The organism is Faecalimonas hominis (assembly GCF_054660755.1).
Genome location: NZ_BAAHSH010000027.1, coordinates 65,189 through 90,978, shown reverse-complemented (window position 1 = coordinate 90,978; position 25,790 = coordinate 65,189). Strand labels below are relative to the sequence as shown.

The window sequence follows — 25,790 nt, the reverse complement described above, 5'->3', positions numbered from 1 at the left end:
TATGCTACTTTTCTTCTATTTTTTGGTGCAAAAACAATATGATACTTACAATTCCATTTTGTATGTGATAAACTATTACTATCCATCTGGATACCTCCTTTGTTTATTAATGCGGTTGGCGAACCTTGCATTAATTATAACACTGGAGGTTTTTTACTGTAAGCTGAAGCACCTCTATCTCACCTGCATAGCAGGTGGTTTATTTGTTTTCCAAAGTTCCGTTTTTCGGATCAGCGAAAAACTCCACAATGGCAAACAGGGCTTTACCCTAACAACTAAAATGGGAGCAGACTCTTTCTGCTCCCATTCTCATTTTATTCTCGTACAAAAACTTTCTCAATTTCTGCTATATACATTGTATGGTAGTCTTTCTCAGGATAGCACTTCCGTTCGGTTTCCCTGTCCAAAAAGCATTCCGGCTTCAATGTATCCGCATATAACTTTTTACAGACAAGAACAAGCTGTGCTTCCTTAAAAGCGATTGTTCCTTCCATTTCCATCGGAGTTAAGCCGCTTTCTTTTATCTTATCTCCGTCTTTTCCCGACACTCTTCCCAAATATGTCAGCGCATTGCGATATTGTTCAGAGAAAAATGTAAGGGTAAACTTCTCATTTCCGTCCACAAATTCCTTTGTATATCTCTGTGGGCGAATATAGACTGTCGCCACATTCTTATTCCAAAGAACGCCGACGCCTCCCCAACTCGCTGTCATCGTATTGTGTTTTTGGATATCTCCTGCCGTAATCAAAGTCCACTCTTTTCCTATTTTCGTAAATGGATTTATCTGCAGTTCATTTATTGCAATCTCTACAAACGCCATACTATTCCTTCTTTTCTTTGTTAACCGTTTACAATAACTTCTTTTAATGATAAGTCTTCATTTAACAACACAACATTTCCGACTTTACCCACTTTGATTGAACCGTATTTATCGTCCAAACCTACGCTTTTTGCCGGATTAATTGTCGCTGCTGCAATTGCAGTTTCCAACGGAATATCCATTTTCTGAACTGCAACTCTCACACAGTCCATCAGATTTGTAACAGAACCTGCCAAAGCACCGTCTGACACAAGAGTGGCCACATTGCCCTCTACTTTTACCGCCTGACCGCCAAGAGTATATTCTCCATCATCAAGACCTGTTGCACGCATGCTGTCACTGATTAAAACTACTCTGTCTTTAAACATATCAAATGTTGTTCTGACAACTGACGGGTGAATATGAACTCCGTCTGTAATCAACTCTACAAAACAATGGCTGCTGTCATGTGCCGCTCCGATAACTCCCGGTGCGCGATGTGTAAATGCAGGCATTGCATTGTATAAATGTGTTGCGTGGTCTGCCCCTAAATCGTATCCCTTTTTCGCAGTATCATAATCTGCCAATGTATGCGCAAAAGAAATATGTACTTCATCTTTCAGCGCTTCAATAAAGTCCATTGCTCCCTCTGCCTCAGGCGCAATGTCTACAAGACGGTATAAACCGTTTGCCGCTTCCTGCAGTCTGCGGAACATTTCCACATCAGGTTTTACAATATGCGTCCCCGCCTGAGCGCCCTTTTTCCCCGGTGAAATAAACGGTCCTTCCATATTAATTCCCGCAAGAACAGCGCCCTCTTCATTTTTATACGCACCTGCCGTCTTAGAAATATGCATCAACTCTTCTTCAGACAAAGTCATTGTTGCAGGAACCATCGTTGTAATTCCCTGTGACGCTTCGTATTTAGCAATCTCACGGATAGCCTCCTCTGTTCCGTCACAGAAGTCATGCCCTACTGCACCGTGAAAATGTACATCAACAAGTCCCGGAATTGCGTATCCGCCCTGTCCGTCTATTACTTCGTCCTGATTTGTCGCCGTATCCTGAAAAATACCGTTCTCAATAATGATTTCTCCCGGTTCAAATTTTCCTTCTTCCGTAAATACCTGTACGTTCTTAATAATCATTGTCTTCACCTCTACTGAGCCACTTTAGAATATGCTGCCTCATCACATACAACAGTTACGTCCGGGTGCATCTGCAAAATTGATGCAGGTACTTCAGGAGTAACCGGCCCGAAAAATGCTTTCTTAACAATCTCTGCTTTATCTTCGCCGCTTACTACAACAACGATTTTCTTTGCACTCATAATTGTTCCGATTCCCATTGTATATGCCTGTCTTGGAACATCATCTGCTGATGCAAAGAAACGTTTATTTGCTTCGATTGTACTTTCCTGTAAATCTACACAGTGTGTAATTTTGTCAAACTGTGGTGCAGGCTCGTTAAATCCGATATGTCCGTTGTGTCCAAGTCCTAATAACTGTAAATCTACTCCGCCAAGAGAAGCGATTAATTCTTCATAACGTGCACATTCTTTTTCAGCATCTGGTTCCATACCGTTTGGCACGTTTGTGTTTGCCTTGTCAATGTTGATGTGGTCAAAGAAATTATCGTTCATAAAGTAGTAATAACTCTGATCGTTATCTCTTGGAAGTCCTTTATATTCGTCAAGGTTTACTGATTTCACCTGCGAAAAATCAAGATCCCCTTCTTCATATCTTTTGATTAATTCTTTATATGTACCGATTGGTGAAGAGCCTGTCGCAAGCCCGAGAACACAATTTGGTTTCATAATAACCTGTGCTCCGATAACATTTGCTGCCTTTCTGCTCATTTCGTTATAATCTTTTGCTACACAAATTTTCATGTTTATTTCTTCCTTTCTACATATGCTGATTTTTACCGTTACTGAGTATCAGATAATACTCTTTATATATTACCACGTTATATGACGATTTTGTAGACTATTTAACTATTTCATTATCTTTTTTTATTTCTGTTCTGATATACTGTGAATTTGCTAAATTTTTAATTTAGCAAGTGCGTCTGCAAATGCGGTATTGACCGGCTCTTCTTTCTGTTGTTTCAGATATCGCTGTACGTCCTTTTTGCTGACTCCGGCCCCTTCTTTTTCTCTTCTCGCTTTAAAAACAGACATTTTTTCCTTATGCCCGCATACACATACAAACTGTTCTTCATCACCTTTTTTAATGATTTCCATTTTCTTGTGGCAATTCGGACATCTTGCATTGGAAAGTCTTGCAATTACTTCCTTGTGTCCGCACTCTCTGTCCTGACATACAAGCATTCTCGCATTTTTCCCGTTCACCGCCAGCATCGGCTTATTACATTTAGGACATTTCTTTGTCGTCACATTATCGTGTCGGAAATTCCCTTCCCCGTGTTTGATTTCCTCCACAATATCTTCCGTGTACGTTTCAATCTCCGTCATAAATGTTTCTTTCGCCAGTTCCCCTTTAGCAATGCGGGAAAGTTTCATCTCCCAGTCCGCCGTCAGTTCCGGCTTCTTTAATTCTTCAGGAACAAGCGACAATAACTGTTTCCCTTTTGACGTGAGATAAATTTCTTTTCCTTTTAACTCCATAAGGAATGTATTGAAAAGTTTATCAATAATATCAGCCCTTGTGGCTACCGTTCCAAGACCGCCGGTTTCTCCCAGCGTCTGCACTGCCTGTTTGTCTTTGGATTCCATATATTTTACCGGATTCTCCATAGCAGATAAAAGTGTTGCCTCCGTAAATCTTGCCGGCGGCTTTGTTTTTCCTTCCGAGGCGAATACTTTTTCTATCGCAAATGTACTTCCTTTTTCTATCTGCGGTAAAGACTGTTCAGACAACTCATCTTCCTGCTCTTCCTCATATTCATATACAGCCTTCCAGCCAATCTGTTGAACCGTTTTCCCTTTCGCCACAAAAGTCTCTTTCCTCACTTTCCCTTTTAATGTCGTCTGCTCATATACAAACGGGGGATAAAGAACACTCAAAAATCTTCTCACGACCAAATCATAAATTTTTCTCTCTTCATTTGTCATATGCTCCAACTGTACATACTGTTCCGTCGGAATAATGGCGTGATGATCGCTCACTTTTTTATCGTCCACAAAAGATTTATTCGTCTGAAGCGGTTTCATCAGAAGACTTCCCGCAAGTTTTTTGTACGGTCCTATGCCACAGGCACGCAGCCTGTCCTTAATCGTATCCACAATGTCCGTTCCGATATATTTCGAGTCCGTTCTCGGATACGTCAGTACTTTATGATTTTCATAAAGTCTTTGCATAATGTTTAACGTCTCTTTTGCAGAAAATCCAAATCTCTTGTTTGCATCTCTCTGCAGTTCAGTCAAATCATAAAGCCCCGGTGCAAAAGATTTTTTCGCTGATTTTTCCACCTGCTCCACCTGCAGTCCTGTATTTGCCACTCCCTTTTCCAGTTCTTCAATTCTCTCTTTGGAAAATGTGCGGTAACTTCCGGATTTCATGTCCTGCCATGTCCATTTAATCTTTCCTGCCTGAACCGTCAGCCCATAGTAAGTTTGAGGTTTAAATGTTCTGATTTCCTCTTCCCTCTTTGCAATCATGGCGAGAGTCGGCGTCTGTACACGCCCACAGGAAAGTTGTGCGTTATATTTACATGTCAATGCCCGTGTGGCATTGATTCCTACAAGCCAATCCGCTTCCGCACGGGAAACTGCCGCCATATATAAGTCATTGTACTTTCTTCCGTCCGAAAGATGGGCAAATCCGTCCTGAATGGCTTTATCCGTCACGGAAGAAATCCAAAGACGCTTAATCGGTTTATGGCAGTTCACCTTTGCAAGAATCCATCTGGCAACAAGTTCCCCTTCTCGCCCGGCATCTGTGGCAATAATAATATTGTCCACATCTTTCCTAAACAACTGCGTTTTCACCGCATTGTATTGTTTTGCAGTCTTTTTAATGACAACCAGTTCCATTTTCTTTGGCATCATCGGAAGAACGTCCATCTTCCATTCTTTAAATTTTTTGTCATATCCTTCAGGGTCTGCAAGGGTAACTAAATGTCCCAGCGCCCATGTTACAATATATTTTTCCCCTTCAATGGCACCCGAGATATTCTTTTTGCAGTGCAGCACCCTCGCAATATCTCTCGCCACCGACGGTTTTTCTGCTATAACTAATGATTTCATTTTTCTTTCCTATCCTTCAGTTTTTAATCTACTTTTTCTCTTCCGCAAGATAAGAAGCCCCCAATGCTCCGGCAAATCTTCCGAAAGCAGTCGGCGTGACTGCTGCTCCTAATTTCTTGGAGAGACGCTCCGCAAAATAAGCGCTGTGACTTAGTCCTCCTGTCAGAATGATTTTCTCAGCCAACGTCTGCCGTTGTGCCAATTGAGCCACCTTTGATACGACCGATTCAATCACACCCATGGCAATATCCTCCCTCGGCCGGCCTTCACCGATATAACTGATAACTTCTGATTCCGCAAACACCGTGCAAAGTGAACTGATCGGTATCATCTCCCCTGTTTTTGCCAGTTCAAATAACTCGTCGAGCGTGATACCTAAACGATTCGCCATAATTTCCAAAAACTTTCCTGTTCCCGCAGAACATTTATCATTCATCAGGAAATCCATAACCATACCGCCATTTACCTGAATAACCTTTGTATCCTGACCGCCCACATCAATAATTGTACAGTCGCCCTCTGCCAGTTCACGGCCACCTCTGGCGTGGCATGTGATTTCCGTCACAACTTTATCGGCAAAATCCACCGCCACCCGTCCGTAACCTGTTGCCACAACTCTCGTCTTTTCGTCCTCCACATCAATTCCTTCTTTTAACAGACGCTCCCGAATTGTCATCGTCGTTTCTTTGCTGCTCCACCCTGTAGGCAGAACAAAGTGCAACTCCTTCTCCCCACGTACAACTACTTTCGATGCAGTAGAACCTATATCTATTCCTACGTAATTCATCTTTTCGCCCCCTTAATTGTATCTGATTTCCATTAACATCAGGCCATGCGGCGGCGCTGTCACTCCCGCTGCCTTTCTGTTCTTCGCTTCCAAAATTTCTTTTACCTGCACAGGCTCATAAAACCCTCTTCCTACCCTGATAAGTGTTCCCACGATAATGCGAACCATATTATAAAGGAAGCCGTTCCCGCTAATCCGAATGGTAATCTCTTCGCCATTTTCCAAAATTTCCAATTCTTTTACCGTACGAACCGTACTTTCCACGTCCGTCTTAATGTTACAAAAACTGGCAAAATCATGCTCACCAATCAGATAAGATGCTCCCTCTCGCATCTTATCCAAATCCAATTCATAGGAAACAAAATAATTCGTCAGTCGCTTTGTCGGAATGGGAATTCTCGTATTTACAATATGATATCCATACGTCTTCTCACAATCGCAATATCTTGGGTGAAAATCTAACGGTACTTCCTCAGATTTTACTACCACAATATCTTCCGGCAAAATGCGGTTCACTGCCATTGCAACCCTCTCAGGTGGAATCGTTGTCTCCGTGTCGAACACCGCCACATTCCCCATGGCATGCACGCCTGAATCCGTACGGCTCGCTCCAATCACAACAATTTTCTCTCCCGTCAATTTACTTAACGCCTTATTTACTATCTCTTCTATCGTAATCCCATTCGGCTGAATCTGCCAACCGCAATAATTCGTGCCGTCATAGGCAATTGTCAACTTCACTCTTCTCATCTTCTACCTCAATTCTTCAAAAAGGGACAGGGCATTTCTCAATTGGGGACGTAGTAAAACTCAATTTTACTACGTCCCCAATTGACTAAAATTCACTAAAATATCCACACTCGGAAGGAGATATAGCGTCCCACCAGAACCATTACAACTATATATAGTATCGTTACCGCATAAGTAATGTAATCTCGTTTTTGATATACGAGCGGCTTCATTTTTGTTCTTCCTTCTCCGCCCTGATAGCATCTCGCTTCCATTGCCATTGCCAAGTCATTTGCCCGACGAAATGCAGATACAAACAACGGAACAAGAATCGGAATCATGTTTTTTGCTTTCTGAATGATGTTCCCGCCTTCTAAGTCCGCACCTCTTGCAATCTGCGCTTTCATGATTTTGTCTGTTTCTTCCAGTAAAATAGGAATAAACCGAAGTGCAATGGACATCATCATGGCAATTTCATGTACCGGCACTTTGATTTTGTTAAACGGTTTTAATAATTTTTCGATTCCGTCCGTCAGTTCATTTGGCGTTGTTGTCAGTGTCATCAGTGATGATCCGACAATCAGATAGATAAGACGGATTGCCATATATACCGCCGTGCGAAGTCCCTCGTCCGTAATTTTAAAAATCCAAAAGGATACAAGTACATTTCCCTGATTCGTCAAAAACAGATTAAACAAAACCGTAATCATCAGTAAAACGATAATGGGTTTCAATCCTTTTGTAATAAATTTAAACGGCACTTTTGATAATCTGATTACCGCAAATAAAAATACAGTGCAAAGAGCATATCCCAGCACACTTTTAAACAGGAAAAGTGAAATCAGGTAAAATAACGTACACATAATTTTTACTCGCGGATCAAGCCTATGCACAATGCTGTTTGCCGGATAATATTGTCCTATTGTTATATCTCTAATCATAATGCTTTCATTATCTCCTCTACCGCTTCCTCAATGGTTGTCGCCTCCGTACTTACCGCAAATCCTTTGTCTTTTAACGCATTCATCACATAAGTAACCTGAGGTGCCGACAGCCCTATCTGCTCCAGTTCTTTATAGTGGGAAAAAACTTCTTTCGGTGTTCCGTCAAACATTTTTTCACCCCTGTTCATCACGATAAGCCGTTCCACATATTTCGCAATATCTTCCATACTGTGTGATACGAGAACTACCGTCATATCTCCCTGTCGGTGTAACTCTGCGATTTGATCTAAAATCTCATCTCGTCCCTTGGGATCAAGACCGGCGGTTGGCTCGTCCAAAACGAGAACTTTCGGCTGCATCGCCAAAACACCTGCGATTGCCACTCGTCTTTTCTGTCCTCCGGACAAATCAAATGGCGATTGTCCATAATATTTTTCCGGAAATCCTACCGCTTCCAGCGCTTCTTTCGCCCGCTTTTCACATTCTTCCTTCGGAAGCCCCTGATTTTTCGGTCCGAAACAAACATCGGTCAGTACGTCCACCTCAAACAATTGATGCTCGGGATACTGAAAAACAAGTCCGACTTCATTTCTCAGATTCCTCATGGAATATCCTTCCGCATACACATCTTCACCGTTGAAATAAAATTTTCCGTCCGTTGCCCTGATTAAACCATTCAAATGTTGAATCAGCGTCGATTTTCCCGAACCGGTATGCCCGATAATTCCCACAAACTGCCCGTGAGGGATTTCCAGTGAAACATCTTTTAACGCCTGTTTCCGATAAGCTGTCCCCTCTCCGTATATATAATTGATATGCTCTAATTTAATTGACATAATGCCTCCACCAACTCTTCTGTCTTAAGAATATCCTTCGGAAGTTTTACTCCTCTTTTTCTTAATTCATGTGCCAACATTGTTACCTGCGGAACGTCTAGTCTGTGTTTTTTCAACTCGTCCACCTGCGAAAATATTTCTCTCGGCGTCCCGTCCATGACAACACGCCCCTGTTCCATGACAAATACTCTGTCTGCTCCGATAACCTCTTCCATATAATGTGTAATCAAAATGACCGTTACCTTTTCTCTTTTGCGAAGTTCCTCAACCGTACGCAAAACTTCTTTTCTTCCAATCGGATCCAGCATTGCCGTAGGTTCGTCTAACACAATACATTTCGGACACATGGCAATCACACCTGCAATGGCTACACGCTGTTTCTGTCCGCCTGACAGTTTATTCGGTGAATGGTGTCGGTATTCCGTCATACCGACTGCGTGAAGACTTTTATCCACCCTCTGCCATATTTCCTCTGTGGGAACTCCCAGATTCTCAGGCCCGAATCCCACGTCTTCCTCCACAACCGTCCCGATAATCTGGTTGTCCGGATTTTGAAAGACCATTCCTGCCGACTGACGTATCTCCCAAAGTTTATCTAAATCCTTCGTATCTTTTCCGTCAACCCACATTGTTCCTTCCGTAGATGTTAAAATAGCATTGATATGTTTCGCCAATGTAGATTTTCCCGAACCGTTATGTCCGAGAATCGCAATAAACTGCCCCTCTTCTATATTCAAGTCCACGCCGTCAATTGCACGGTGCTTTCCAATGACATTTCCTGTTTCGTCTAATTTATCATATTCAAACACAAGATGTTTTGTTTTTATCATGCTCATACGCAACCCTCTTTTCGTCTTGTCACTGTGTGTTATTGTACTTCATCTCACTTTATTTTGCAATAATCTGCTCTCTGCTTCGGCTTTCTCTATTCACAACAATAATTCCCGCACAAACACATAGCAATGCAAGTATATTCTTGATAGAAAAGATTTCTTCTCCCAAAAAGATCCCTGACAGCAGTACGCCAAAAATAGGAATACTGAATCCGAAAATTGCAACTTTGCTTACCGGATTATACTTCAGCAATACCGTCCACAGACTAAATGCTATCGTAGAAAGCAATGCCATATAGAGCAGTAATACAGTAGATTTTACCGTAAAGTTTGTAATACTGCCCCCTGCAAATATACCAAGAAGAGTTAAAACCGCCCCGCCAAACAGCAATTGATACGCCGTTAATGTCATCGGCTTTTCTCTATGTGAAATCAATTTCAACGTCACCGAACTCGTTCCATATGCGATAGAACAAAGCATCACCATTCCTTCTCCCTGCAGAGAAAATCCACTTCCCCACGCTCCCGGTGACAGATTGATGAAAATAACTCCCGCAAATCCTACAACACAGCCCAGCGCCTTTCTCCACGTCATTTTTTCTGCCGGAATAAGCATCGTTGCAACGATAATTGCAACAAATCCGTTTGACGCATTGATGACAGAGCCTTTTGCTCCCGTTGTATTTGCCATTCCTATATAAAAGAAAAGATATTGTACCGTTGTCTGAAGTAATCCCTGTGCAAATACATAAGGAATTGAAGATTTCTTCAGCGTAACAAATCGCTTTTCGTATATGCAGGCCAGCAAAAATGTTAAAACTCCCGCCAAAAAGAATCTGTATCCCGCAAATAAAATCTGACTTCCCACCATCTTAATCTCAAATAACTCATATCCTATTTTCACTGCCGGAAACGCACTTCCCCAAAGTGCACAGCAGATAAGCGCCAAAATCGCAACGACACTTGTCTTTCTCATTGTTTTTTCCATTTTCTCACACTCCATTTTTTCATGTCTCTATTGTAACGAAGTTTCTCCCATTCGTAAAGTAAAAACCGTACGTTGACAAAATATTTCTCCCCCATTACAATAGGATATAACATTATTTTTTCAGAAGAAAGGAAGTAATCAAATGGCAAATCCAATCGTAACATTTGAAATGGAGAGCGGAGATATACTCAAAGCAGAATTATATCCTGAAATTGCTCCGAATACAGTAAATAACTTTGTATCCCTTGTAAATTCCGGATATTATGACGGATTAATTTTCCACCGTGTTATTCGTGGCTTTATGATTCAGGGCGGTTGTCCTGACGGAACAGGAATGGGTGGTCCGGGATACACAATCAAAGGAGAATTTAATCAGAACGGATTCTCAAATCATTTAAAACATGAACCGGGCGTACTTTCCATGGCTCGTGCAATGCACCCTGATTCTGCAGGTTCACAGTTCTTTATCATGCACGAAACTTCTCCTCACTTAGACGGCTCTTACGCAGCATTCGGTAAAGTGACGGAAGGAATGGATATTGTAAATAAAATTGCGGAAACAGCAACAGATTACAATGACAGACCATTGGAAACACAGAGAATGAAAACAGTAACAGTGGAAACATTCGGAGAAAATTATCCTGAACCGGACAAAATGTAATGACAGGCGGCAAATTTGCCGCCTTTTTTAGAAATTGGAGACGTTATGCTTGTTTACTTAGAAATGCTTGAAACACCGGAGGAAAAACTAAAATTTGAACAGTTGTATTTCCTCTACAGAGATAAAATGTACGCTGTCGCATTTAAAATTTTACATAATGAAAATGATGCAGAGGACATTGTCCATGAGTCCTTCAAGGCGATTATTGAAAATTTTGAAAAAATAAATGATATTTCCTGTCACAAAACATGGAACTACATTGTTACTATTGTAAAGAACAAATCGTTTACACTTTATCAGAAGAAAAAACACCATGAAACTTCTGCCTACGAAGACTGGGTTGAGGTGAAAATGGATTTTACACCGGAAAAGGTAACGGAAGAACGGGAAATTGCGGAAATTCTTGCAGAATTAATTCGCAGCCTGCCTTTTCCTTATAAGGAAGTTTTATACCTACAATATTACAATGCACTTTCCGGTGAGGAAATCGCTAAATTTATCGATAAGACACCTGCCCACGTCCGCAAAATCTCCCAGCGGGCAAAGGCAATGTTAAAAGAGGAGTTATTAAAAAGAGGGATTCAAAATGAATGATAAATTATTAGAAAACGCCGTAAAAATTGCTGTTGAAAAGGATTACAAAAAAGAGGTAACCGATTTTTCAGAGAGAGATAGTCATACATTTCCCCCTGCTTTCGAAGAAAAAATGCAGCCTCTTCTACATCGGGAATCTCCTATTCGATACCGCAAACGTTTAAAATTCCGTTATCTTCTCGTGGCAATCCTCGTTCTTCTTTTCGGCGGAATGACCGTCCTCGCCAATCCGGATATTCGGGAACGTATCGGAAAATATTTTGAACAGTTATTTGACGACCACACAGACGTATCATTTGACGCTCCTGAAAATCATAAGGAAAAAGAGTTTGTGAAAGTGAAACCGACCTACATTCCGGAGGGGTGTACGTTGGTAGACGCAGAATATGATTCCACTTTTGAAACTTATAGTCTAATATATGAAGATAAAAATGAAAGAACCTTCTATTACGAACAATCTTCTGTAAAATTTTTTGAAGATTCCTCTGTTTCGATTTCATCTGATGGAACACCCGCTAAAAAAATTGACATTAGTGGATTCCCATGTTATTTGCTATCTGATGAATATGGATTTCATACTCTCATGTATATTACTGACAATTATGTTTTCCAAGTTGGCGGTGAAAGTAGTTCTGAAGAACTTATAAAAGTTATAAAAAGTTTAAGAAAGGAGTAAATTTATGAAACTATCTCTAAAAACTTACAAACCTTTGGTACTTATTTGGGAAATCATGTGTATTCTTTCTTGGTGTAAAGCCATTTTCTTACCCGCCAAAATTGAATACAACTACAGCGGTGTATTTTTTGCACTTAATTTCATCTATTGCGTTTACAGTATTGTTTTGATTTGGCTGATGCCTAAAGATTTTACGCTTTCTTCCAAACAGAAAATTGCTGCCAGCATACTTATGCTCGGATTGTTTATCAGCATTTTTTTCTAAATCTAAAAAATTTTTAAAATTTTTTGTCACATTTTCCTCCTTGGATTGTTACTAATTATATAAAACAATTTGAGGAGGATTTTTTATGAAAAAGAATACACAACTCACCATTCCTTAAGGATTACTTAACTTTTGGAAATAACTTCCGTATCCATTGACAACACAATGAACACCTAATACACTAAACTTACTAGAGGAGGGCTGGATATGACAATACCCAAAAAACCTTTTCGATTTTTAAGAATTATTGCAATTATAATGACGTTTATCTTTTGGGCAAATATGTTTTTCGTCCCTGATGAAATTTTAGTCACATATAATACCGGCTTTTTTATATTTGACATTACATATTTCGTACTGGCTTTTATTGTTTCATACTTTGAACCAAAAGATTATCATGTACCTAAAATCGAAAAATTGATTGGATTTATTATGATTATTGTAATTATTGTAAAACTTTTCTTTTTTTCATAAAAAATGTCGGGAGGGGATACTTTGACGTTAAAACAAAAATCTCGACTGCGTTTTTATTTTCTTATATGCTGCCTCTCTTTCTTTTACGGTGTCCATACTGTAGAAAAACTGTTTTACCATGCCAGTGGAATTTAAAGACTTATTATTGTGGCAACTGTGGAAACAAAATTTCTTCCACATTGAATTAAAAAGTTAAAATATTTAAAAGAGGGAACATTTATGATGGATTTTTTTAATGATGTACTATTTGATTTGATTATGTTTGCAAAGTCACTTCCTGCATTTTTAATCACAATAATCGTATTATACTTTGTGATTAAATCTGCTGTTAAGAAAGGACTGCAGGAGTATCATGACTCTCTAGAAAAGAAAAACGATTAAACTATTTAAGCAAAACTTTGCAGGAGGATTTACCTATGACTCTGTCAACAAAGCAATTTAACGTTTTGAAAATCATTTGGTTTATGATGACCTTTGTCCTTGCATACATGATGTTTGCTTTACCTAAAGGAGTTAATCATAGTGCTTCGACTTCCGTATTTGATACAGCACAGTTCATCTTCACCTGTATCCTTGTCAAATTAAGACCGAAAAACTATGAATTTTCACTTGTTGAGAAAGGGATTGTTATCTTCATTATCATTACAATGATTATCTCCCTTTTCTAACTTTATTTACACGAACGAAGAAAAGGGGGGATTTTATGCTTATGTCCATTGTACTTATTTTTCTAAACTTTGCGTTATTTTTTAAAAGCCTTTGGAATTGGTTCGCTCTTACAGGTATCGACTCCAATATGATTTCTTTATTTGCTTTGTTATGGTGCATTATTATCGCATTTGTTCCTGCTGCCTACTGTGCCGAGCGGGAAAAACAATATTTAGAGGCATCTGTCAACCGTAAAAAGCAAATCATCATTCTCTGCATATTTGCCTTTATTGTTGCAGGACTTTATGTATAAATGAGGTGAATAAAATGACTAAGAAATTTTTTGTTTTACTTGTTTGCAGTATGGTTCTAACCGGTTGCGCATCTTCCAAACAGGAAAACACACAGAAACAGGAGTTTGTTCGTGAGGAATCTTCGCTGATAAATTCCCCTGAGATAATGAACTACAAATATCGTGTCAAACTGACCGGAAAAAGTAATAATGCAAAGCAAAAAAGTTATTATACTGTACTGACAAATGATAAATCACTTACATTTGAAACTGTTGATCGGAAATTTTGGAGCAGTTCAATCGAAGACAAAAACGACTTTTATATTGTAGCACATGGAATAGCAGAATAGAAGGAGGGGCGAAATCCCCTCCTTTATCGTTGTATAAATACATATTTTTTCTCATTTGACATACTTTCTTCAAATTCATAGTCATTCCAGTCAAACGCTTTGATTTGTTCCGGCTCGTCAATTCTGTTTTTTGCGATAAACCGTACCATTTGCCCTCTCGCTATTTTTGCCGAAGTGGTAATTGTACGCAGTTTCCCCTTACGATATGTCAAAAATTCCACATCAATAAACTTATCATACTTAGCATATTTCCGAATCGCCTTTGCATATTCCTCCGATGCCAAGTTTAACACAATCTGATTTTCCCTATAAACTTCCTTATACAACAAATCTCCCCAAAACTGATACAAACTCTTGTCATCTATTTTCAATTTACATTGCATTTCCAACCGATACGGTAAAATTTCATCTAACGGTCTGACTGCTCCATAGCAGGCGCTTAAAATTCGCAAGTGCATATTGATAAACTCCATTTCCTCCACCGAAAATGTTTCCGCGTCTATATTTTTAAACACAAGACCGTCATAGGTCAAAATCGCAGGTGTTCCTGCCTTATGCAAATCAAAATTTTGTATGTCCATAAACGCCTGTACCGCCAGTTTTTCATTGATTTTCATTAAAGTTTCCAATTCGTAAGGCTGATATTTCTTTAACTCTTTGATGATTTCTTCTGTTTCTTCGGGAAATGCAGTTTTGCTCAGCGATAGGTCATCTCTTTTTCGTATTTTCATATTTTTTGCAGGTGAAATAATTGTCAGCATTTTTCTCCTCCTTTTCTGTGACATTATTATACTGTTTTTATCATATATTTGTCAAAAAATAAACGTTTCTTGTCCCTATTATCTAATTATGATATACTAAGAAAAACGTACTGATTACAAAGGATTACACCTGCGTAAGAAGGCATAACATTTCGATTTCAAGGGGATTTTCTACCCTTTTTTATGTGTGCCTTCCGGCACTTTTCTTTTGTAATCCCACTGTAAAAGGAGGCTTTATGAATACAAGAATTGCACTTATCGGCATTATTGTCGAGAGTAATGAGTCTGTAAGCGAACTCAATCGGCTGTTAAGTGAATACAGCCAATACATTATCGGACGTATGGGGATTCCATATCGCGAGAAAAATATTTCCATTATCAGCGTGGCTATTGACGCACCGAATGATATTATCAGTTCACTTTCAGGAAAACTAGGAATGCTTTCGGGCATCAATACAAAAACAACCTACGCAAAAACATCAGTTTAAGAGGAATTTATGAAACAACTTATTCAAAAATTAAAAGAAACACAGACGTTGACAAAAGAGGAATGGATAAGTCTTATTGACAATCGCACACCCGAACTGGCAGAATATCTTTTTTCAGAGGCACGGGAAGTACAGAAATTTTATTACGGAAATAAAGTATATATACGGGGACTGATTGAATTTACAAATTTTTGTAAAAACGACTGCTTTTACTGTGGAATCCGCAAAAGTAACGGAAATGCCTGCCGCTACCGTTTGACAAAGGAAGAGATTTTGGAATGTTGCCGGATCGGTTATCCGCTTGGATTTCGCACATTTGTCCTGCAGGGCGGCGAGGACGGTTACTTCACGGACGCAAAAATGACGGACATCATTTCGTCCATAAAATCAGTTTATCCGGATTGTGCCATCACTCTGTCTGTCGGTGAAAAATCTTATGACAGTTACAAGGCATTTTTCGATGCAGGCGCTGACCGCTATCTTCTTCGACACGAAACATATGTGTCCGAACACTACAAAAAATTACACCCGCATACACTCAGCGCCAAAAAACGTCAGCAGTGCCTGTGGGACTTAAAAGACATTGGCTATCAGGTCGGAACCGGATTTATGGTTGGTTCGCCTTATCAGACAACCGAAAATCTTGCGGAAGATATGCTGTTTTTAAAGAAATTAAATCCGCAGATGGTGGGCATCGGACCATTTATCCCCCACCACGATACACCATTCAAAAGTTCTCCACAGGGAAGTCTTGAACTTACCCTGTTTATGCTGGCATTAATCCGACTTATGCTGCCTAAAGTACTTCTCCCTTCCACGACTGCGCTTGGAACAATCGCCCCCGACGGACGGGAACAGGGAATCCTTGCGGGAGCAAATGTAGTGATGCCAAATCTTTCCCCGCTAAGTGTGCGAAAAAACTATCTGCTCTACGATAACAAAATCTGTACGGACAGTGAAGCAGCCGAGGGACTTGAACAACTTACGACACAAATTCAAAAAATCGGATATGAAATCAGCGTTTCCAGAGGGGATTCGCTCAATTAATGAAAGGAGTTTACCATGTACAATATTTTATCTGAGAATCCGGAAGAATTTATTAACCACGAGGAAATTCTCGACACATTAGATTTTGCCGGGAAAAACAAACATAATGTGGAACTCATCAATCAGATTATCGAGAAAGCAAAACTTCGCAAAGGTCTTACACATCGAGAGGCGTTAGTATTGTTAGACTGCGATATTGAAGAAAAAAATCAGGAAATTTATGCTCTTGCTGAGCAGATCAAAAAGGATTTCTATGGAAACCGTATCGTTATGTTTGCCCCGCTTTACCTTTCTAACTATTGCGTAAACGGCTGTACATACTGCCCTTATCATATGAAAAATAAACATATTGCGAGAAAGAAACTGACACAGGAAGAAATCCGAAAAGAAGTGATTGCCCTTCAGGATATGGGACACAAACGCCTTGCTTTGGAGACAGGTGAAGACCCTGTGAATTCTCCGATTGAATATGTACTTGAATCCATTAAAACCATTTACGGCATAAAACATAAAAACGGTGCAATCCGCCGTGTCAATGTAAATATTGCCGCAACTACAGTGGAAAATTACCGCAAATTGAAAGAAGCCGGAATCGGCACTTACATTCTCTTTCAGGAAACGTATCATAAAGAAAGTTATTTGCAACTTCACCCGACCGGACCGAAACATGATTACGATTACCACACAACCGCTATGGACAGGGCGATGCAGGGCGGCATTGATGATGTTGGAATTGGCGTTCTCTTCGGTTTGGACAAATACCGCTATGAACTGGCAGGTCTTTTGATGCACGCGGAACATTTGGAAGCAGTTTTCGGAGTAGGTCCGCATACTATCAGTGTTCCTCGTCTCCGCCATGCAGACGATATCGACGCAGATTCTTTTGACAACGGAATTGACGATGATACTTTCGCCAAAATTGTTGCCTGTATCCGTATTGCCGTACCATATACGGGAATGATTATTTCCACAAGAGAAAGCAAGGCCTGTCGCGAGCGTGTTCTTCATTTGGGTGTATCCCAAATTAGCGGCGGTTCTAAGACAAGTGTGGGCGGCTACGCTGAACCGGAACCTGACGACAATAAATCCGAGCAGTTTGATGTCAGCGATACAAGAACATTGGACGAAGTTGTGAAATGGCTTATAGATTTGGGATATATCCCTAGTTTCTGCACTGCCTGCTACCGCGAAGGGCGAACCGGCGACAGATTTATGTCTCTTTGTAAAAGCGGACAGATTCAAAACTGCTGCCAGCCAAACGCACTGATGACATTAAAAGAATATCTTATGGACTATGCTTCTGAGGCAACAAAAAAAGTAGGGGAAAATGTTATTCAGGAAGAAATCGGCAAAATTCCAAATGAAAAAGTCCGTCAGGTTGTCATTGAAAATTTAAAAGCCATTGCAAATGATAATCGAAGAGATTTCAGATTCTAGGAGGAATTATATGAGTTTAAACAGCACTCCTTCTGCAAACCGAATCCACATCGGCATTTTCGGAAGAAGAAATTGTGGAAAATCCAGTTTAATCAACGCATTAACCGGACAGGCACTCTCCATTGTGTCCGACACAAAGGGAACAACTACCGATCCTGTCTTAAAGGCAATGGAACTTCTTCCCATTGGGCCTGTCGTATTTATCGACACTGCCGGTCTTGACGATGAGGGGGAACTGGGGCAGTTACGTATTACAAAAACATATCAGATGTTGAACAAAACCGACATTGCCCTGCTCGTTATAGACAGTTCTGTCGGAATGACCGTGGAGGACGAAAACATTTTAAAAAAAATTCAGGATAAGCAGATTCCATATCTGATTATCCACAATAAATGTGATTTGCCGGAAAAATCTACACTTTCCCTCGCGGAACATACTGAACATACTATAGAAATAAGCGCAAAAACTGGTTTTCACATACGGGAATTAAAGGAGAAAATTTCCACTCTTCTTCCCAAAGACGTAAATGGAACTCCAATTGTAAGTGACTTAATCTCACCTAATGATTTTGTTGTCCTTGTTGTACCGATTGATTCCTCCGCTCCGAAAGGACGGCTTATTTTACCGCAACAACAGACCATTCGGGATATTTTGGACGCCAATGCCGTTTCCATTGTCGTCAAAGATACGGAATTAAAAGAAACTCTCGAAAATTTAGGAAAAACACCCCGACTTGTCATTACTGACAGTCAGGCATTTAAACAGGTGTCGGAAATTGTTCCGAAAAGTGTTTTACTGACTTCTTTCTCTATTTTATTCGCCAGATATAAAGGAAATTTGGACACGGTAACTCAGGGAGCATTTGCCATTGACCAACTGAAAGACGGAGATACCGTGCTGATTTCCGAGGGCTGCACCCACCACCGCCAATGCGGGGATATAGGAACGGTAAAACTGCCAAATTTATTGAAAAAATATACGCAAAAAAATTTGCACTTTGTATTCACAAGCGGGGAAGAATTTCCTTCCGATTTAACAAAATATCATCTGATTATCCACTGCGGAGGCTGTATGTTAAATGAGCGGGAAATGAAATACCGCCTTCGCTGTGCCAAAGATATGAATGTTCCAATAACCAATTATGGTATTGCCATTGCAAAAATGAACGGAATTTTAGAAAGAAGTTTAGAACCCTTTACACACAGATAGAAAACCTTTACAATATAGGTATTATCCAAACTACACTTAAAGGAGACGAGTCTGAATAACAATGATGCCCACTGCCTGCATCACAAAAAACATCGGTACACCAATATAAAACTTTGCTTTCTTTGTCTTATGATGAAATATATACATTCCAAGAAACGCCCCTATGGAACCTCCCGCTAAAGCCACACCTAAAAGTGTCGCTTCAGGGATTCTCCATTTGTGGCGTTTCGCCTTTTGTTTATCTAACCCATATAATAAAAATGTCATTATATTTATCGCACATAAATAAATAATTATATTTGTCATTTTAATACCTCCCTAACCATGATATAATAAGAAGAATAAATTTGTAAATATATCAGGAGGAATGTTATGAATTTTCTAAGCATTTTCGATGTGATAGGTCCAAATATGATTGGTCCGTCCAGTTCACACACCGCAGGTGCAGTTGCCATTGCACTTCTTGCACGAAAGATGTTTGCTCAGCCAATCGATAAAGTCACCTTTACACTATATGGTTCTTTTGCCAAAACTTATCGCGGCCACGGAACAGATAAAGCATTATTGGGAGGCACTTTAGGCTTTTCTACAGATGACGAAAGAATTCGGGACGCTTTTACGATAGCCGACCGTGAAGGATTGGAATACCATTATATTATTGATGAAGAGACAATGACAGAACACCCAAATACTGCTGATATTGTATTGGAAAATAAAGCGGGACACATTCTTTCCATTCGCGGAGAATCTATCGGCGGAGGAAAGATGAAGATTGTCCGTATTAATAATATTGACGTAGAATTTACCGGCGAATATAGCACATTGATTGTACAACAGACTGATAAACCGGGAGTAGTTGCCCACATCACACAGTGTTTAAGTGAGGAGAACGTAAACATTGCATTTATGCGTCTGTTCAGGGAAGATAAAGGCGCTACCGCATTTACCATTGTGGAATCTGATGAGAAAATTCCGGAAGAAATTTTAGATAAAATCCGGGTAAATGAGCATGTAAAAGATTTAATGCTCATTCAGATGTAGGAGGATATGAAAATGGATTTTTTAAATGGACAAACTTTATTAAACTTATGTGAAAAAGAACAGATTTCCATCTCCGCCGCCATGAAAGAACGTGAAATCACTATGGGAACTCTTTCGTCCGCAGAGGTAGATGATAAATTGACTGAAGTGCTTACAATTATGAAAAATTCTGCCCACAAACCGATACAAAATCCGGGGAAATCTATCGGTGGTCTTATCGGTGGAGAGGCAAAACAGGTTGCAGACCATGCTAAAACAAATGCAAGCGTGTGCGGCTCCATGTTATCGAAAGCCATTTCCTACAGTATGGCTGTTTTGGAGGTCAACGCATCTATGGGGCTGATTGTCGCTGCACCGACTGCAGGCTCATCGGGTGTTATTCCGGGAACATTACTTGCTCTTCAGGAGGAAAAGGAATTGTCAGACTCCACGCTTTATAGCGGGTTGTTAAACGCCAGCGCCATCGGATATATTTTAATGCGAAATGCTTCCGTTTCCGGTGCAGAAGCCGGCTGTCAGGCAGAAGTCGGCGCTGCCTCTGCGATGGCTGCCTCTGCGGTAGTTGAAATGATGGGCGGCACTCCCGAGATGTGCCTGACTGCTGCCGGCATTGCCCTTTCAAATCTGCTCGGGCTTGTATGCGATCCAATCGCAGGGCTTGTGGAATCTCCTTGTCAGAGCCGAAATGCAATTGGAGTTGCCAATGCGATCACTTCCGCAGAACTTGCACTCAGCGGTGTTACACACCCTATTCCGTTTGACGAAATGGCAGAAGCGATGTTCCGCGTTGGAAAAAGTCTTCCGTTTGAACTTCGAGAAACTGCTATGGGAGGCTGTGCAGGTACACCGACAGGCTGCAGTTTGGGCTGTGGTATTTGTAAATAGTCAAATAAAAACAAGGTCTGTTTCCATTCTATCTAAACGAAACAGACCTTATTCTATGGGATATAAAATCCATAATGAACATTTCCATTATCCCATGTGGCAATCACTTCATATATATATGTCTTTTTTGCTCTTTTTATGTAGGCGGTATTTCCGTCCAGTGTTACCCTCACGCGCTGCCCGTAAGAATTTTGTTCCTTCGCTGTGTCGAGCGGCCATCTTCTCACTTTGACATGATTTGGTTCAGCAGAGAAAATCAATTTTAAGTCCGAATTTTCTCCATCGCAAATCACATCTGCCAATCCTTCTTTATCCGAAAGAGAAAGATTTTCTACTGTCTCCACCTGCTCATTTCCACTGCTGTCCTCATATTTCCACTCATAATTTCCCTCTGTTGCGGCGGTTGTCACAAGAGCATCTTTCTGCATATTTTCAATATCCAGATACGGAATATCTGCTTTGCCCGGTTTCTGTGCAAATTTGGCAACTTCCTTCTCATATTTTTTCGTATCTTCCACTGTTCCCTTTTTTACACGAACCATTTTCGTCACGCCCGGATATTGCCCCGGATATGATTCAAGCATTTTCCCGTCACCATAACAGGCAATGATATCTCCCGCACTCAAATCTTTTTGTTTCATCTTTTTATCATTCGTATCATACAGTTTGTCTTCCGGAATGATTGCATAAAACGGAGATTCCGTACTTGTGTCGAAAAAGATATAACCGTCTTCTCCAAATGGAACGTACATCGCCTCGATTGGTTTATGATTATCTTTTGTACTATTTTGTTTTTCTTTTTTTTCTTCCTTTTTGCACGCTGCTAAACAAACACAGAAAAGTACTAATATAAATAGTAAACTTATTCCCGCTTTCTTTCTCATACTGTAATTCCTTCCAACACTTCTCCTATTGGTTTTTGTATACACAAATCTGCCTGCTCATCTCTCGGTGTGGCGCTCTTATTAATAACAACAAGATGCTTTCCCCTGAAATAATCAATAAAACCTGCCGCCGGATAGACAACGAGGGAAGTTCCTCCGATAATCAGCATATCCGCCTGGGCAATCTCTCTCACGGACTGCTGAATAACCTCACTATCCAAACTTTCTTCATAGAGTACCACGTCCGGCTTTATTGTTCCACCACATTCACAGATAGGAATTCCTTCCGATTCCTTCACATATTTTGCACCATAAAATTTCCCGCATCTCTGACAATAATTGCGATGAATACTTCCGTGTAGTTCCAAAACATTTTTACTTCCTGCCAGTTGATGTAAGCCGTCAATATTTTGCGTGATAACGGCACTTAATTTTCCCTTTGCTTCCATTTCTGCCAGTTTTAAATGTGCTTTATTCGGTTTTGCATCTAGGAACATCATTTTCTCTTTGTAAAATTCATAAAACAATTCCGGTTTCTTCTGAAAAAATGTGTGACTTACAACCTGTTCCGGAGGATAAGCATATTTTTCCTGATAAATGCCGTCACTGCTGCGAAAATCAGGAATATTACTCTCCGTAGATACTCCCGCCCCTCCGAAAAATACAATTCGATGACTGTCATCTATCATTTTTTGAAGCAGTGATAACTTTTCCATTAGAAAACCTCCTTCTTATATACTTCTCCTTCTAAGTTTTTCCACAAATATACATTGTCTTCTATTATCATATAACTATGTTCTGAATTTTCCTTCGGAATGGATATCGAACCCGGATTCAAATAAATGTATTTTCCAACCTGCTCTCCTGCCGGCACATGGAAATGTCCGTTTAACAAAATATCTCCCTCTTTTAACATAGGAAGATTGTCTCTGTTAAACTGATGTCCGTGTGTGGCAAAAATCGTTCTGTCATTAACGGAAAGAATGGCATAATCTGCCAAAATAGGAAATTCCAGCACCATTTGGTCGACTTCCGTATCACAATTTCCTCTGACACAGAGCAGTTCCTCTTTCATGTTATTTAACATTTCAATTACCTTTTTCGGCTGATATTCTTTCGGCAAATCATTTCTGGGACCGTGATATAAAATATCACCTAGGAGTAACAATCTGTCCGCTTTTTCCCTTTGAAATGCGTCTATCATTTTCTCGCAATAATATGCTGAACCGTGTATATCTGATGCAATCATTAACTTCATTTTTCTGTCCTCTTTCTTTGTTCCAATCTCTACCTTAACTGTAACATAAATTGACCTAAAGGCTCAAGGACTTTTAGTTTTTAGAGGAAGGAATTAATATATTTTTCCAATATAATTATATCGTACTCTTCATTATGGCAAAATTCCTATTTCTCCATTTTATAAAAAAAGCAATACTTAAAACAAATGGAATAACAGTCACTAAATGTAGCAAAACAGGATTTATGATAATCCAATATTTCAAATACGATATAAATGCTCTATCTCCCAACCAATTCATATCAAAATAAAGTACATTTATAATTAAAAATAATAGTCCTGTAAAAAGGCTTATTAAACACCAACGAAAATTTTTTCTTCTTTCTTCCAGCAACCTGCTATTTTTTATTATTGTATCTTTAACATCAATACTCTCCTTCAATAACTCATCTGTAGAAACCTGATACAATTTGCTTAACAAAACTAAATTATCAAGGTCTGGTGCTCCTTTGCCGGTTTCCCATCTCGAAATAGACTGTCGTATGATATTTAATTTTTCCGCCACATCTCCCTGAGATAATCCCAGCCTCTCTCTATTTTCCTTTAATCGTTCTGCAAGTCCCATATACTTTCCTCCTTTGTCTGTTTATGCCATGATTATAAGGTAACACACCTGTTACATCAATGCTCAATCATGTTACAAATACGCAACGATTCGTTGCATTTCTCTCGTTTTGTTATATAATAAAGACAATTCCAAAAGAAAAGAGGTTCATATGCAAATCATACTTCGCGATTATCATATAACAGACAAAAAATATTTAGCATTATTATTTTACCAAATACAACAAAAAGAATTCTCATGGATTGACAAAAACACGCTATCTCTAACTGATTTTGAACGTTCTACTGAGGGTGAACGTATTTTTGTCGCTGAAGTCAATGGAAAAATTGCAGGTTTCATATCCGTATGGACGCCCGATAAATTTATCCACAATTTGTTTGTTGTAAAAAATTTTCGCCACCTTCATATTGGTCAGGCACTGATAGAAAAAGTTCTTCTCACTTTCGGAAAACCTCTTACACTGAAATGTATCGCTCAAAATAAAACCGCACTACAGTTTTATCTTTCTCACGGCTGGATAATACAGGAAGACGGTATTTGCGATGAAGGCACTTATTATCTGATGATATTAGAATAATTTAGCGCTTCCATGCCATTTCGTATTCTTTCTCCCCCGTATTTTCATCTATATTTTCACTCGTTATCTGAAAGCCTTCTCTTTCATAAAATTGTATTGCCCGTACATTTTTCTGATACACACTTAACTTTAAAAATGTTTTTCTTTCCTTCACGAAATCCAGTAACTGTCTGCCGATTCCGCATGACTGTACCTTGTCACAAACAAAAATTCCTTCTATGTAGTTGTCGTCTAAGCCTACAAACCCCTCTATCTTTTTTGATGTTTCCCCTTCGTAAACATAAATTTCTGCCTGTAAAAACATTTCTTTCACAAGAGTAAAGTTACTTTCCCAGTGTTTTGCCGGAACAAAATTGTGCGCTTTTATATTGGTATCCAGCCAGATTTCTGCCACACTGTCTACATCTGTTTTTTCTAAATTTCTAATCATACTACATTTCCGCTTTCTTTTTTCGCTTTCTTATCCATACTCCCAAATATCCCAACAAAACAATTATTGAACAAATACTTGTTATTCCGTATATCCTTCTCTGTTTTGCAACATAACTTTTGGCTGTCTGCTCCGGTTCTACGGTAATATATTTCCCTTCTTTTTTAATGGACAGCACCCGCCGTTTCACTTCTCTGCCCTCAGATATTTTCTTTTGCCCAACTCCTCTTGAAGATACTTCTTCTTTCCATTTGTATCCCGTTCCACCGGTTTCCCTGTAATAGAGATAATACACTGTTTTTGTCGGGTGAAGACGTCCCTGACGTCCACCGGCAGTATTTTTCACCTGAGTTGGCAATACCCTGTATGGTGAAAAAGTATATACACCCTTATCCTCATATACTGTAGCCGGACGTATCGCAAAAAATCTTTGCGCTCCTATGTATAGACACGCCATTGCCAATATCAATATAGCTGCACTAATAGTTGTTAAAACTCTTTTTCCTTTTTTCATTTCTATTTCTTAAAATACTCCTTTGCCAAAATACCATAAGTAACCATATCTACAATTCCCCTATTGTTTCTATCAGCCTCCCGAAGAGTTCCCTCATAAATCATTCCACATTTACTCATCACTTTTCCTGAACCGACATTCTCTTGGTCATGGTACGACTGAATCCTATTTACTTTTACTTCCTCAAATAAAAACGTAATTACTTTTTTAAATGCCTCCGTCACAATACCCTGATTCCACCATTTACTTCCTATGCAATATCCTATCTCAACCATATCTATCGATTCATTACTTCTCACGACACTGATTGTTCCAATCGCCTCTCCTATTTCCTTTAATTCAATTGCCCACTGATAAAAAGATGGGTTTTTATATTCTTCTATCCAACTTTTAAGCACCTGCTTTGTCACTCCAATATTCTCATGCGTAGACCATGTTAAATATTTTGTTGTCTTATCATCACTCGTCCAGTTGCGATAAGAACTCTCTATATCGCTTTCAGCAAACTTTCTTAAAATCAATCTTTCTGTTTCCAGTCTTCCCGTTCCTTTATGCTCCATAGTTTTT

At 39.6% G+C, this 25,790-nt stretch carries 35 protein-coding genes and 1 pseudogene; 15 read left to right on the top strand and 21 right to left on the bottom strand.

Going from position 1 to position 25,790, the window contains the following annotated elements; genetic code table 11:
- The 11 genes and pseudogenes from ACYQ35_RS05290 to ACYQ35_RS05240 form a co-directional block, all read right to left on the bottom strand.
- Nucleotides 1-86: pseudogene (locus ACYQ35_RS05290) on the bottom strand (IS200/IS605 family transposase); the annotation flags it as partial.
- Nucleotides 87-314: 228 nt separating this feature from the next.
- Nucleotides 315-821: a flavin reductase gene (locus ACYQ35_RS05285; protein ID WP_009461401.1), complete on the bottom strand. Its 507-nt coding sequence runs from the start codon at nt 819-821 to the stop codon at nt 315-317.
- 20 nt (nt 822-841) lie between these two features.
- Nucleotides 842-1,948: an N-acetylglucosamine-6-phosphate deacetylase gene (gene nagA / locus ACYQ35_RS05280; protein WP_009461403.1), complete on the bottom strand. Its 1,107-nt coding sequence runs from the start codon at nt 1,946-1,948 to the stop codon at nt 842-844.
- Between the two features lie 11 nt (nt 1,949-1,959).
- Nucleotides 1,960-2,691 carry a glucosamine-6-phosphate deaminase gene (gene nagB, locus ACYQ35_RS05275; RefSeq protein WP_009461405.1) on the bottom strand — a complete coding sequence of 244 codons (732 nt, stop codon included), beginning with the start codon at nt 2,689-2,691 and terminating at the stop codon, nt 1,960-1,962.
- 153 nt (nt 2,692-2,844) lie between these two features.
- On the bottom strand, nt 2,845-5,010 hold the full coding sequence (locus tag ACYQ35_RS05270) for a DNA topoisomerase III (RefSeq protein WP_459830963.1): 2,166 nt from the start codon (nt 5,008-5,010) through the stop codon (nt 2,845-2,847).
- Between the two features lie 28 nt (nt 5,011-5,038).
- Nucleotides 5,039-5,797, bottom strand: coding sequence for an acyl-CoA dehydratase activase (locus tag ACYQ35_RS05265; RefSeq protein ID WP_009461409.1), 759 nt, complete (start codon nt 5,795-5,797; stop codon nt 5,039-5,041).
- Between the two features lie 12 nt (nt 5,798-5,809).
- Entirely contained in the window at nt 5,810-6,547 is a 738-nt protein-coding gene (gene truA, locus ACYQ35_RS05260; protein ID WP_459830960.1) for a tRNA pseudouridine(38-40) synthase TruA, read from the bottom strand.
- Between the two features lie 95 nt (nt 6,548-6,642).
- Nucleotides 6,643-7,467: an energy-coupling factor transporter transmembrane component T family protein gene (locus ACYQ35_RS05255; RefSeq protein WP_009461413.1), complete on the bottom strand. Its 825-nt coding sequence runs from the start codon at nt 7,465-7,467 to the stop codon at nt 6,643-6,645.
- Nucleotides 7,464-8,306 (bottom strand): energy-coupling factor transporter ATPase, encoded by an 843-nt coding sequence (locus ACYQ35_RS05250; RefSeq protein ID WP_009461415.1) that lies wholly within the window; start codon nt 8,304-8,306, stop codon nt 7,464-7,466. Before ACYQ35_RS05250 ends, ACYQ35_RS05255 begins: the two co-directional genes overlap by 4 nt.
- Entirely contained in the window at nt 8,291-9,142 is an 852-nt protein-coding gene (locus ACYQ35_RS05245; protein WP_459830956.1) for an energy-coupling factor transporter ATPase, read from the bottom strand. Before ACYQ35_RS05245 ends, ACYQ35_RS05250 begins: the two co-directional genes overlap by 16 nt.
- 52 nt (nt 9,143-9,194) lie before the next feature.
- Nucleotides 9,195-10,127: a DMT family transporter gene (locus tag ACYQ35_RS05240; RefSeq protein ID WP_459830953.1), complete on the bottom strand. Its 933-nt coding sequence runs from the start codon at nt 10,125-10,127 to the stop codon at nt 9,195-9,197.
- Nucleotides 10,128-10,269: 142 nt separating this feature from the next.
- Between ACYQ35_RS05240 and ACYQ35_RS05235 the strand changes: the two genes are divergently transcribed.
- Genes ACYQ35_RS05235 through ACYQ35_RS05225 form a run of 3 tightly spaced genes read left to right on the top strand, consistent with a single transcriptional unit; the run spans nt 10,270 to nt 12,058 of the window.
- Complete coding sequence (locus tag ACYQ35_RS05235; protein ID WP_459830949.1) at nt 10,270-10,788, top strand: peptidylprolyl isomerase; 519 nt, start codon at nt 10,270-10,272, stop codon at nt 10,786-10,788.
- Nucleotides 10,789-10,803: 15 nt separating this feature from the next.
- Nucleotides 10,804-11,382, top strand: a complete 579-nt coding sequence (locus ACYQ35_RS05230; RefSeq protein ID WP_459830947.1) for an RNA polymerase sigma factor — start codon at nt 10,804-10,806, stop codon at nt 11,380-11,382.
- Complete coding sequence (locus tag ACYQ35_RS05225; protein ID WP_459830944.1) at nt 11,375-12,058, top strand: DUF4367 domain-containing protein; 684 nt, start codon at nt 11,375-11,377, stop codon at nt 12,056-12,058. The genes ACYQ35_RS05230 and ACYQ35_RS05225 overlap by 8 nt, the downstream gene beginning before the upstream one ends.
- Nucleotides 12,059-12,146: 88 nt before the next feature.
- Here the strand turns inward: ACYQ35_RS05225 and ACYQ35_RS05220 are convergent, their stop codons facing one another.
- Nucleotides 12,147-12,353, bottom strand: a complete 207-nt coding sequence (locus ACYQ35_RS05220) for a hypothetical protein (RefSeq protein ID WP_459830941.1) — start codon at nt 12,351-12,353, stop codon at nt 12,147-12,149.
- Between the two features lie 177 nt (nt 12,354-12,530).
- Here ACYQ35_RS05220 and ACYQ35_RS05215 point away from each other — a divergent pair, with 177 nt between their 5' ends.
- The 5 genes from ACYQ35_RS05215 (at nt 12,531) to ACYQ35_RS05195 (ending at nt 14,087) form a co-directional block, all read left to right on the top strand.
- The gene (locus ACYQ35_RS05215) at nt 12,531-12,797 is read left to right on the top strand and encodes a hypothetical protein (protein WP_459830939.1); all 267 of its coding nucleotides are present in this window, start codon (nt 12,531-12,533) and stop codon (nt 12,795-12,797) included.
- Between the two features lie 219 nt (nt 12,798-13,016).
- Nucleotides 13,017-13,178: a DUF6019 family protein gene (locus ACYQ35_RS05210; protein ID WP_009461430.1), complete on the top strand. Its 162-nt coding sequence runs from the start codon at nt 13,017-13,019 to the stop codon at nt 13,176-13,178.
- 35 nt (nt 13,179-13,213) lie between these two features.
- Nucleotides 13,214-13,465 carry a hypothetical protein gene (locus tag ACYQ35_RS05205; RefSeq protein ID WP_009461432.1) on the top strand — a complete coding sequence of 84 codons (252 nt, stop codon included), beginning with the start codon at nt 13,214-13,216 and terminating at the stop codon, nt 13,463-13,465.
- A gap of 35 nt (nt 13,466-13,500) precedes the next feature.
- Nucleotides 13,501-13,758 (top strand): hypothetical protein, encoded by a 258-nt coding sequence (locus tag ACYQ35_RS05200; RefSeq protein ID WP_009461434.1) that lies wholly within the window; start codon nt 13,501-13,503, stop codon nt 13,756-13,758.
- Nucleotides 13,759-13,772: 14 nt separating this feature from the next.
- A complete protein-coding gene (locus ACYQ35_RS05195; RefSeq protein ID WP_459830934.1) occupies nt 13,773-14,087 on the top strand; it encodes a hypothetical protein in 315 nt (104 codons plus the stop codon).
- A gap of 23 nt (nt 14,088-14,110) precedes the next feature.
- On the opposite strand, the gene yaaA is transcribed toward ACYQ35_RS05195, so the two are convergent.
- Nucleotides 14,111-14,848 carry a peroxide stress protein YaaA gene (gene yaaA / locus ACYQ35_RS05190; protein WP_459830931.1) on the bottom strand — a complete coding sequence of 246 codons (738 nt, stop codon included), beginning with the start codon at nt 14,846-14,848 and terminating at the stop codon, nt 14,111-14,113.
- 236 nt (nt 14,849-15,084) lie between these two features.
- Here yaaA and ACYQ35_RS05185 point away from each other — a divergent pair, with 236 nt between their 5' ends.
- Genes ACYQ35_RS05185 through hydF form a run of 4 tightly spaced genes read left to right on the top strand, consistent with a single transcriptional unit; the run spans nt 15,085 to nt 19,030 of the window.
- On the top strand, nt 15,085-15,336 hold the full coding sequence (locus ACYQ35_RS05185) for a TM1266 family iron-only hydrogenase system putative regulator (RefSeq protein ID WP_009461438.1): 252 nt from the start codon (nt 15,085-15,087) through the stop codon (nt 15,334-15,336).
- 9 nt (nt 15,337-15,345) lie between these two features.
- Nucleotides 15,346-16,383 carry a [FeFe] hydrogenase H-cluster radical SAM maturase HydE gene (hydE, locus tag ACYQ35_RS05180; RefSeq protein ID WP_459830928.1) on the top strand — a complete coding sequence of 346 codons (1,038 nt, stop codon included), beginning with the start codon at nt 15,346-15,348 and terminating at the stop codon, nt 16,381-16,383.
- Between the two features lie 15 nt (nt 16,384-16,398).
- Complete coding sequence (hydG, locus tag ACYQ35_RS05175) at nt 16,399-17,820, top strand: [FeFe] hydrogenase H-cluster radical SAM maturase HydG (protein ID WP_459830925.1); 1,422 nt, start codon at nt 16,399-16,401, stop codon at nt 17,818-17,820.
- A gap of 10 nt (nt 17,821-17,830) precedes the next feature.
- Entirely contained in the window at nt 17,831-19,030 is a 1,200-nt protein-coding gene (gene hydF, locus ACYQ35_RS05170) for a [FeFe] hydrogenase H-cluster maturation GTPase HydF (RefSeq protein WP_459830923.1), read from the top strand.
- A gap of 36 nt (nt 19,031-19,066) precedes the next feature.
- Here hydF and ACYQ35_RS05165 read toward each other — a convergent pair whose 3' ends face one another.
- Nucleotides 19,067-19,336: a DUF1294 domain-containing protein gene (locus tag ACYQ35_RS05165; protein ID WP_009461446.1), complete on the bottom strand. Its 270-nt coding sequence runs from the start codon at nt 19,334-19,336 to the stop codon at nt 19,067-19,069.
- Between the two features lie 66 nt (nt 19,337-19,402).
- Here ACYQ35_RS05165 and sdaAB point away from each other — a divergent pair, with 66 nt between their 5' ends.
- A complete protein-coding gene (gene sdaAB / locus ACYQ35_RS05160; protein WP_009461448.1) occupies nt 19,403-20,071 on the top strand; it encodes an L-serine ammonia-lyase, iron-sulfur-dependent subunit beta in 669 nt (222 codons plus the stop codon).
- A 12-nt stretch (nt 20,072-20,083) separates the two neighbouring features.
- Nucleotides 20,084-20,956, top strand: coding sequence for an L-serine ammonia-lyase, iron-sulfur-dependent, subunit alpha (gene sdaAA / locus ACYQ35_RS05155; protein WP_459830919.1), 873 nt, complete (start codon nt 20,084-20,086; stop codon nt 20,954-20,956).
- Nucleotides 20,957-21,009: 53 nt separating this feature from the next.
- Here sdaAA and ACYQ35_RS05150 read toward each other — a convergent pair whose 3' ends face one another.
- From ACYQ35_RS05150 to ACYQ35_RS05135, 4 genes are all read right to left on the bottom strand, one after another.
- Nucleotides 21,010-21,840 carry a hypothetical protein gene (locus tag ACYQ35_RS05150; protein WP_459830916.1) on the bottom strand — a complete coding sequence of 277 codons (831 nt, stop codon included), beginning with the start codon at nt 21,838-21,840 and terminating at the stop codon, nt 21,010-21,012.
- Nucleotides 21,837-22,556, bottom strand: coding sequence for an NAD-dependent protein deacylase (locus ACYQ35_RS05145; protein ID WP_459830914.1), 720 nt, complete (start codon nt 22,554-22,556; stop codon nt 21,837-21,839). The genes ACYQ35_RS05150 and ACYQ35_RS05145 overlap by 4 nt, the downstream gene beginning before the upstream one ends.
- Nucleotides 22,556-23,098 carry a phosphodiesterase gene (gene yfcE / locus ACYQ35_RS05140; RefSeq protein ID WP_459830911.1) on the bottom strand — a complete coding sequence of 181 codons (543 nt, stop codon included), beginning with the start codon at nt 23,096-23,098 and terminating at the stop codon, nt 22,556-22,558. Before yfcE ends, ACYQ35_RS05145 begins: the two co-directional genes overlap by 1 nt.
- 115 nt (nt 23,099-23,213) lie before the next feature.
- Nucleotides 23,214-23,702: a helix-turn-helix domain-containing protein gene (locus ACYQ35_RS05135; protein ID WP_459830909.1), complete on the bottom strand. Its 489-nt coding sequence runs from the start codon at nt 23,700-23,702 to the stop codon at nt 23,214-23,216.
- A 151-nt stretch (nt 23,703-23,853) separates the two neighbouring features.
- Here ACYQ35_RS05135 and ACYQ35_RS05130 point away from each other — a divergent pair, with 151 nt between their 5' ends.
- Nucleotides 23,854-24,279, top strand: a complete 426-nt coding sequence (locus ACYQ35_RS05130) for a GNAT family N-acetyltransferase (RefSeq protein WP_459830906.1) — start codon at nt 23,854-23,856, stop codon at nt 24,277-24,279.
- A 1-nt stretch (nt 24,280) separates the two neighbouring features.
- Here the strand turns inward: ACYQ35_RS05130 and ACYQ35_RS05125 are convergent, their stop codons facing one another.
- Genes ACYQ35_RS05125 through ACYQ35_RS05115 form a run of 3 tightly spaced genes read right to left on the bottom strand, consistent with a single transcriptional unit; the run spans nt 24,281 to nt 25,783 of the window.
- Nucleotides 24,281-24,709 carry a GNAT family N-acetyltransferase gene (locus ACYQ35_RS05125; protein WP_459830904.1) on the bottom strand — a complete coding sequence of 143 codons (429 nt, stop codon included), beginning with the start codon at nt 24,707-24,709 and terminating at the stop codon, nt 24,281-24,283.
- Between the two features lies 1 nt (nt 24,710).
- A complete protein-coding gene (locus ACYQ35_RS05120) occupies nt 24,711-25,223 on the bottom strand; it encodes a hypothetical protein (protein ID WP_459830902.1) in 513 nt (170 codons plus the stop codon).
- A gap of 2 nt (nt 25,224-25,225) precedes the next feature.
- Nucleotides 25,226-25,783, bottom strand: coding sequence for a GNAT family N-acetyltransferase (locus tag ACYQ35_RS05115; protein ID WP_459830900.1), 558 nt, complete (start codon nt 25,781-25,783; stop codon nt 25,226-25,228).
- Nucleotides 25,784-25,790: the final 7 nt, after the last annotated feature.

Excerpts from the sequence above, each read along its gene's own strand:
- ACYQ35_RS05285 (WP_009461401.1), bottom strand. The coding sequence starts at position 821 with ATGGCGTTTGTAGAGATTGCAATAAATGAACTGCAGATAAATCCATTT.
- nagA (WP_009461403.1), bottom strand. The coding sequence starts at position 1,948 with ATGATTATTAAGAACGTACAGGTATTTACGGAAGAAGGAAAATTTGAA.
- nagB (WP_009461405.1), bottom strand. The coding sequence starts at position 2,691 with ATGAAAATTTGTGTAGCAAAAGATTATAACGAAATGAGCAGAAAGGCA.
- ACYQ35_RS05270 (WP_459830963.1), bottom strand. The coding sequence starts at position 5,010 with ATGAAATCATTAGTTATAGCAGAAAAACCGTCGGTGGCGAGAGATATT.
- ACYQ35_RS05265 (WP_009461409.1), bottom strand. The coding sequence starts at position 5,797 with ATGAATTACGTAGGAATAGATATAGGTTCTACTGCATCGAAAGTAGTT.
- truA (WP_459830960.1), bottom strand. The coding sequence starts at position 6,547 with ATGAGAAGAGTGAAGTTGACAATTGCCTATGACGGCACGAATTATTGC.
- ACYQ35_RS05255 (WP_009461413.1), bottom strand. The coding sequence starts at position 7,467 with ATGATTAGAGATATAACAATAGGACAATATTATCCGGCAAACAGCATT.
- ACYQ35_RS05250 (WP_009461415.1), bottom strand. The coding sequence starts at position 8,306 with ATGTCAATTAAATTAGAGCATATCAATTATATATACGGAGAGGGGACA.
- ACYQ35_RS05245 (WP_459830956.1), bottom strand. The coding sequence starts at position 9,142 with ATGAGCATGATAAAAACAAAACATCTTGTGTTTGAATATGATAAATTA.
- ACYQ35_RS05240 (WP_459830953.1), bottom strand. The coding sequence starts at position 10,127 with ATGGAAAAAACAATGAGAAAGACAAGTGTCGTTGCGATTTTGGCGCTT.
- ACYQ35_RS05235 (WP_459830949.1), top strand. The coding sequence starts at position 10,270 with ATGGCAAATCCAATCGTAACATTTGAAATGGAGAGCGGAGATATACTC.
- ACYQ35_RS05225 (WP_459830944.1), top strand. The coding sequence starts at position 11,375 with ATGAATGATAAATTATTAGAAAACGCCGTAAAAATTGCTGTTGAAAAG.
- ACYQ35_RS05215 (WP_459830939.1), top strand. The coding sequence starts at position 12,531 with ATGACAATACCCAAAAAACCTTTTCGATTTTTAAGAATTATTGCAATT.
- ACYQ35_RS05210 (WP_009461430.1), top strand. The coding sequence starts at position 13,017 with ATGATGGATTTTTTTAATGATGTACTATTTGATTTGATTATGTTTGCA.
- ACYQ35_RS05205 (WP_009461432.1), top strand. The coding sequence starts at position 13,214 with ATGACTCTGTCAACAAAGCAATTTAACGTTTTGAAAATCATTTGGTTT.
- ACYQ35_RS05200 (WP_009461434.1), top strand. The coding sequence starts at position 13,501 with ATGCTTATGTCCATTGTACTTATTTTTCTAAACTTTGCGTTATTTTTT.
- ACYQ35_RS05195 (WP_459830934.1), top strand. The coding sequence starts at position 13,773 with ATGACTAAGAAATTTTTTGTTTTACTTGTTTGCAGTATGGTTCTAACC.
- yaaA (WP_459830931.1), bottom strand. The coding sequence starts at position 14,848 with ATGCTGACAATTATTTCACCTGCAAAAAATATGAAAATACGAAAAAGA.
- ACYQ35_RS05185 (WP_009461438.1), top strand. The coding sequence starts at position 15,085 with ATGAATACAAGAATTGCACTTATCGGCATTATTGTCGAGAGTAATGAG.
- hydE (WP_459830928.1), top strand. The coding sequence starts at position 15,346 with ATGAAACAACTTATTCAAAAATTAAAAGAAACACAGACGTTGACAAAA.
- hydG (WP_459830925.1), top strand. The coding sequence starts at position 16,399 with ATGTACAATATTTTATCTGAGAATCCGGAAGAATTTATTAACCACGAG.
- hydF (WP_459830923.1), top strand. The coding sequence starts at position 17,831 with ATGAGTTTAAACAGCACTCCTTCTGCAAACCGAATCCACATCGGCATT.
- ACYQ35_RS05165 (WP_009461446.1), bottom strand. The coding sequence starts at position 19,336 with ATGACAAATATAATTATTTATTTATGTGCGATAAATATAATGACATTT.
- sdaAB (WP_009461448.1), top strand. The coding sequence starts at position 19,403 with ATGAATTTTCTAAGCATTTTCGATGTGATAGGTCCAAATATGATTGGT.
- sdaAA (WP_459830919.1), top strand. The coding sequence starts at position 20,084 with ATGGATTTTTTAAATGGACAAACTTTATTAAACTTATGTGAAAAAGAA.
- ACYQ35_RS05150 (WP_459830916.1), bottom strand. The coding sequence starts at position 21,840 with ATGAGAAAGAAAGCGGGAATAAGTTTACTATTTATATTAGTACTTTTC.
- ACYQ35_RS05145 (WP_459830914.1), bottom strand. The coding sequence starts at position 22,556 with ATGGAAAAGTTATCACTGCTTCAAAAAATGATAGATGACAGTCATCGA.
- yfcE (WP_459830911.1), bottom strand. The coding sequence starts at position 23,098 with ATGAAGTTAATGATTGCATCAGATATACACGGTTCAGCATATTATTGC.
- ACYQ35_RS05135 (WP_459830909.1), bottom strand. The coding sequence starts at position 23,702 with ATGGGACTTGCAGAACGATTAAAGGAAAATAGAGAGAGGCTGGGATTA.
- ACYQ35_RS05130 (WP_459830906.1), top strand. The coding sequence starts at position 23,854 with ATGCAAATCATACTTCGCGATTATCATATAACAGACAAAAAATATTTA.
- ACYQ35_RS05125 (WP_459830904.1), bottom strand. The coding sequence starts at position 24,709 with ATGATTAGAAATTTAGAAAAAACAGATGTAGACAGTGTGGCAGAAATC.
- ACYQ35_RS05120 (WP_459830902.1), bottom strand. The coding sequence starts at position 25,223 with ATGAAAAAAGGAAAAAGAGTTTTAACAACTATTAGTGCAGCTATATTG.
- ACYQ35_RS05115 (WP_459830900.1), bottom strand. The coding sequence starts at position 25,783 with ATGGAGCATAAAGGAACGGGAAGACTGGAAACAGAAAGATTGATTTTA.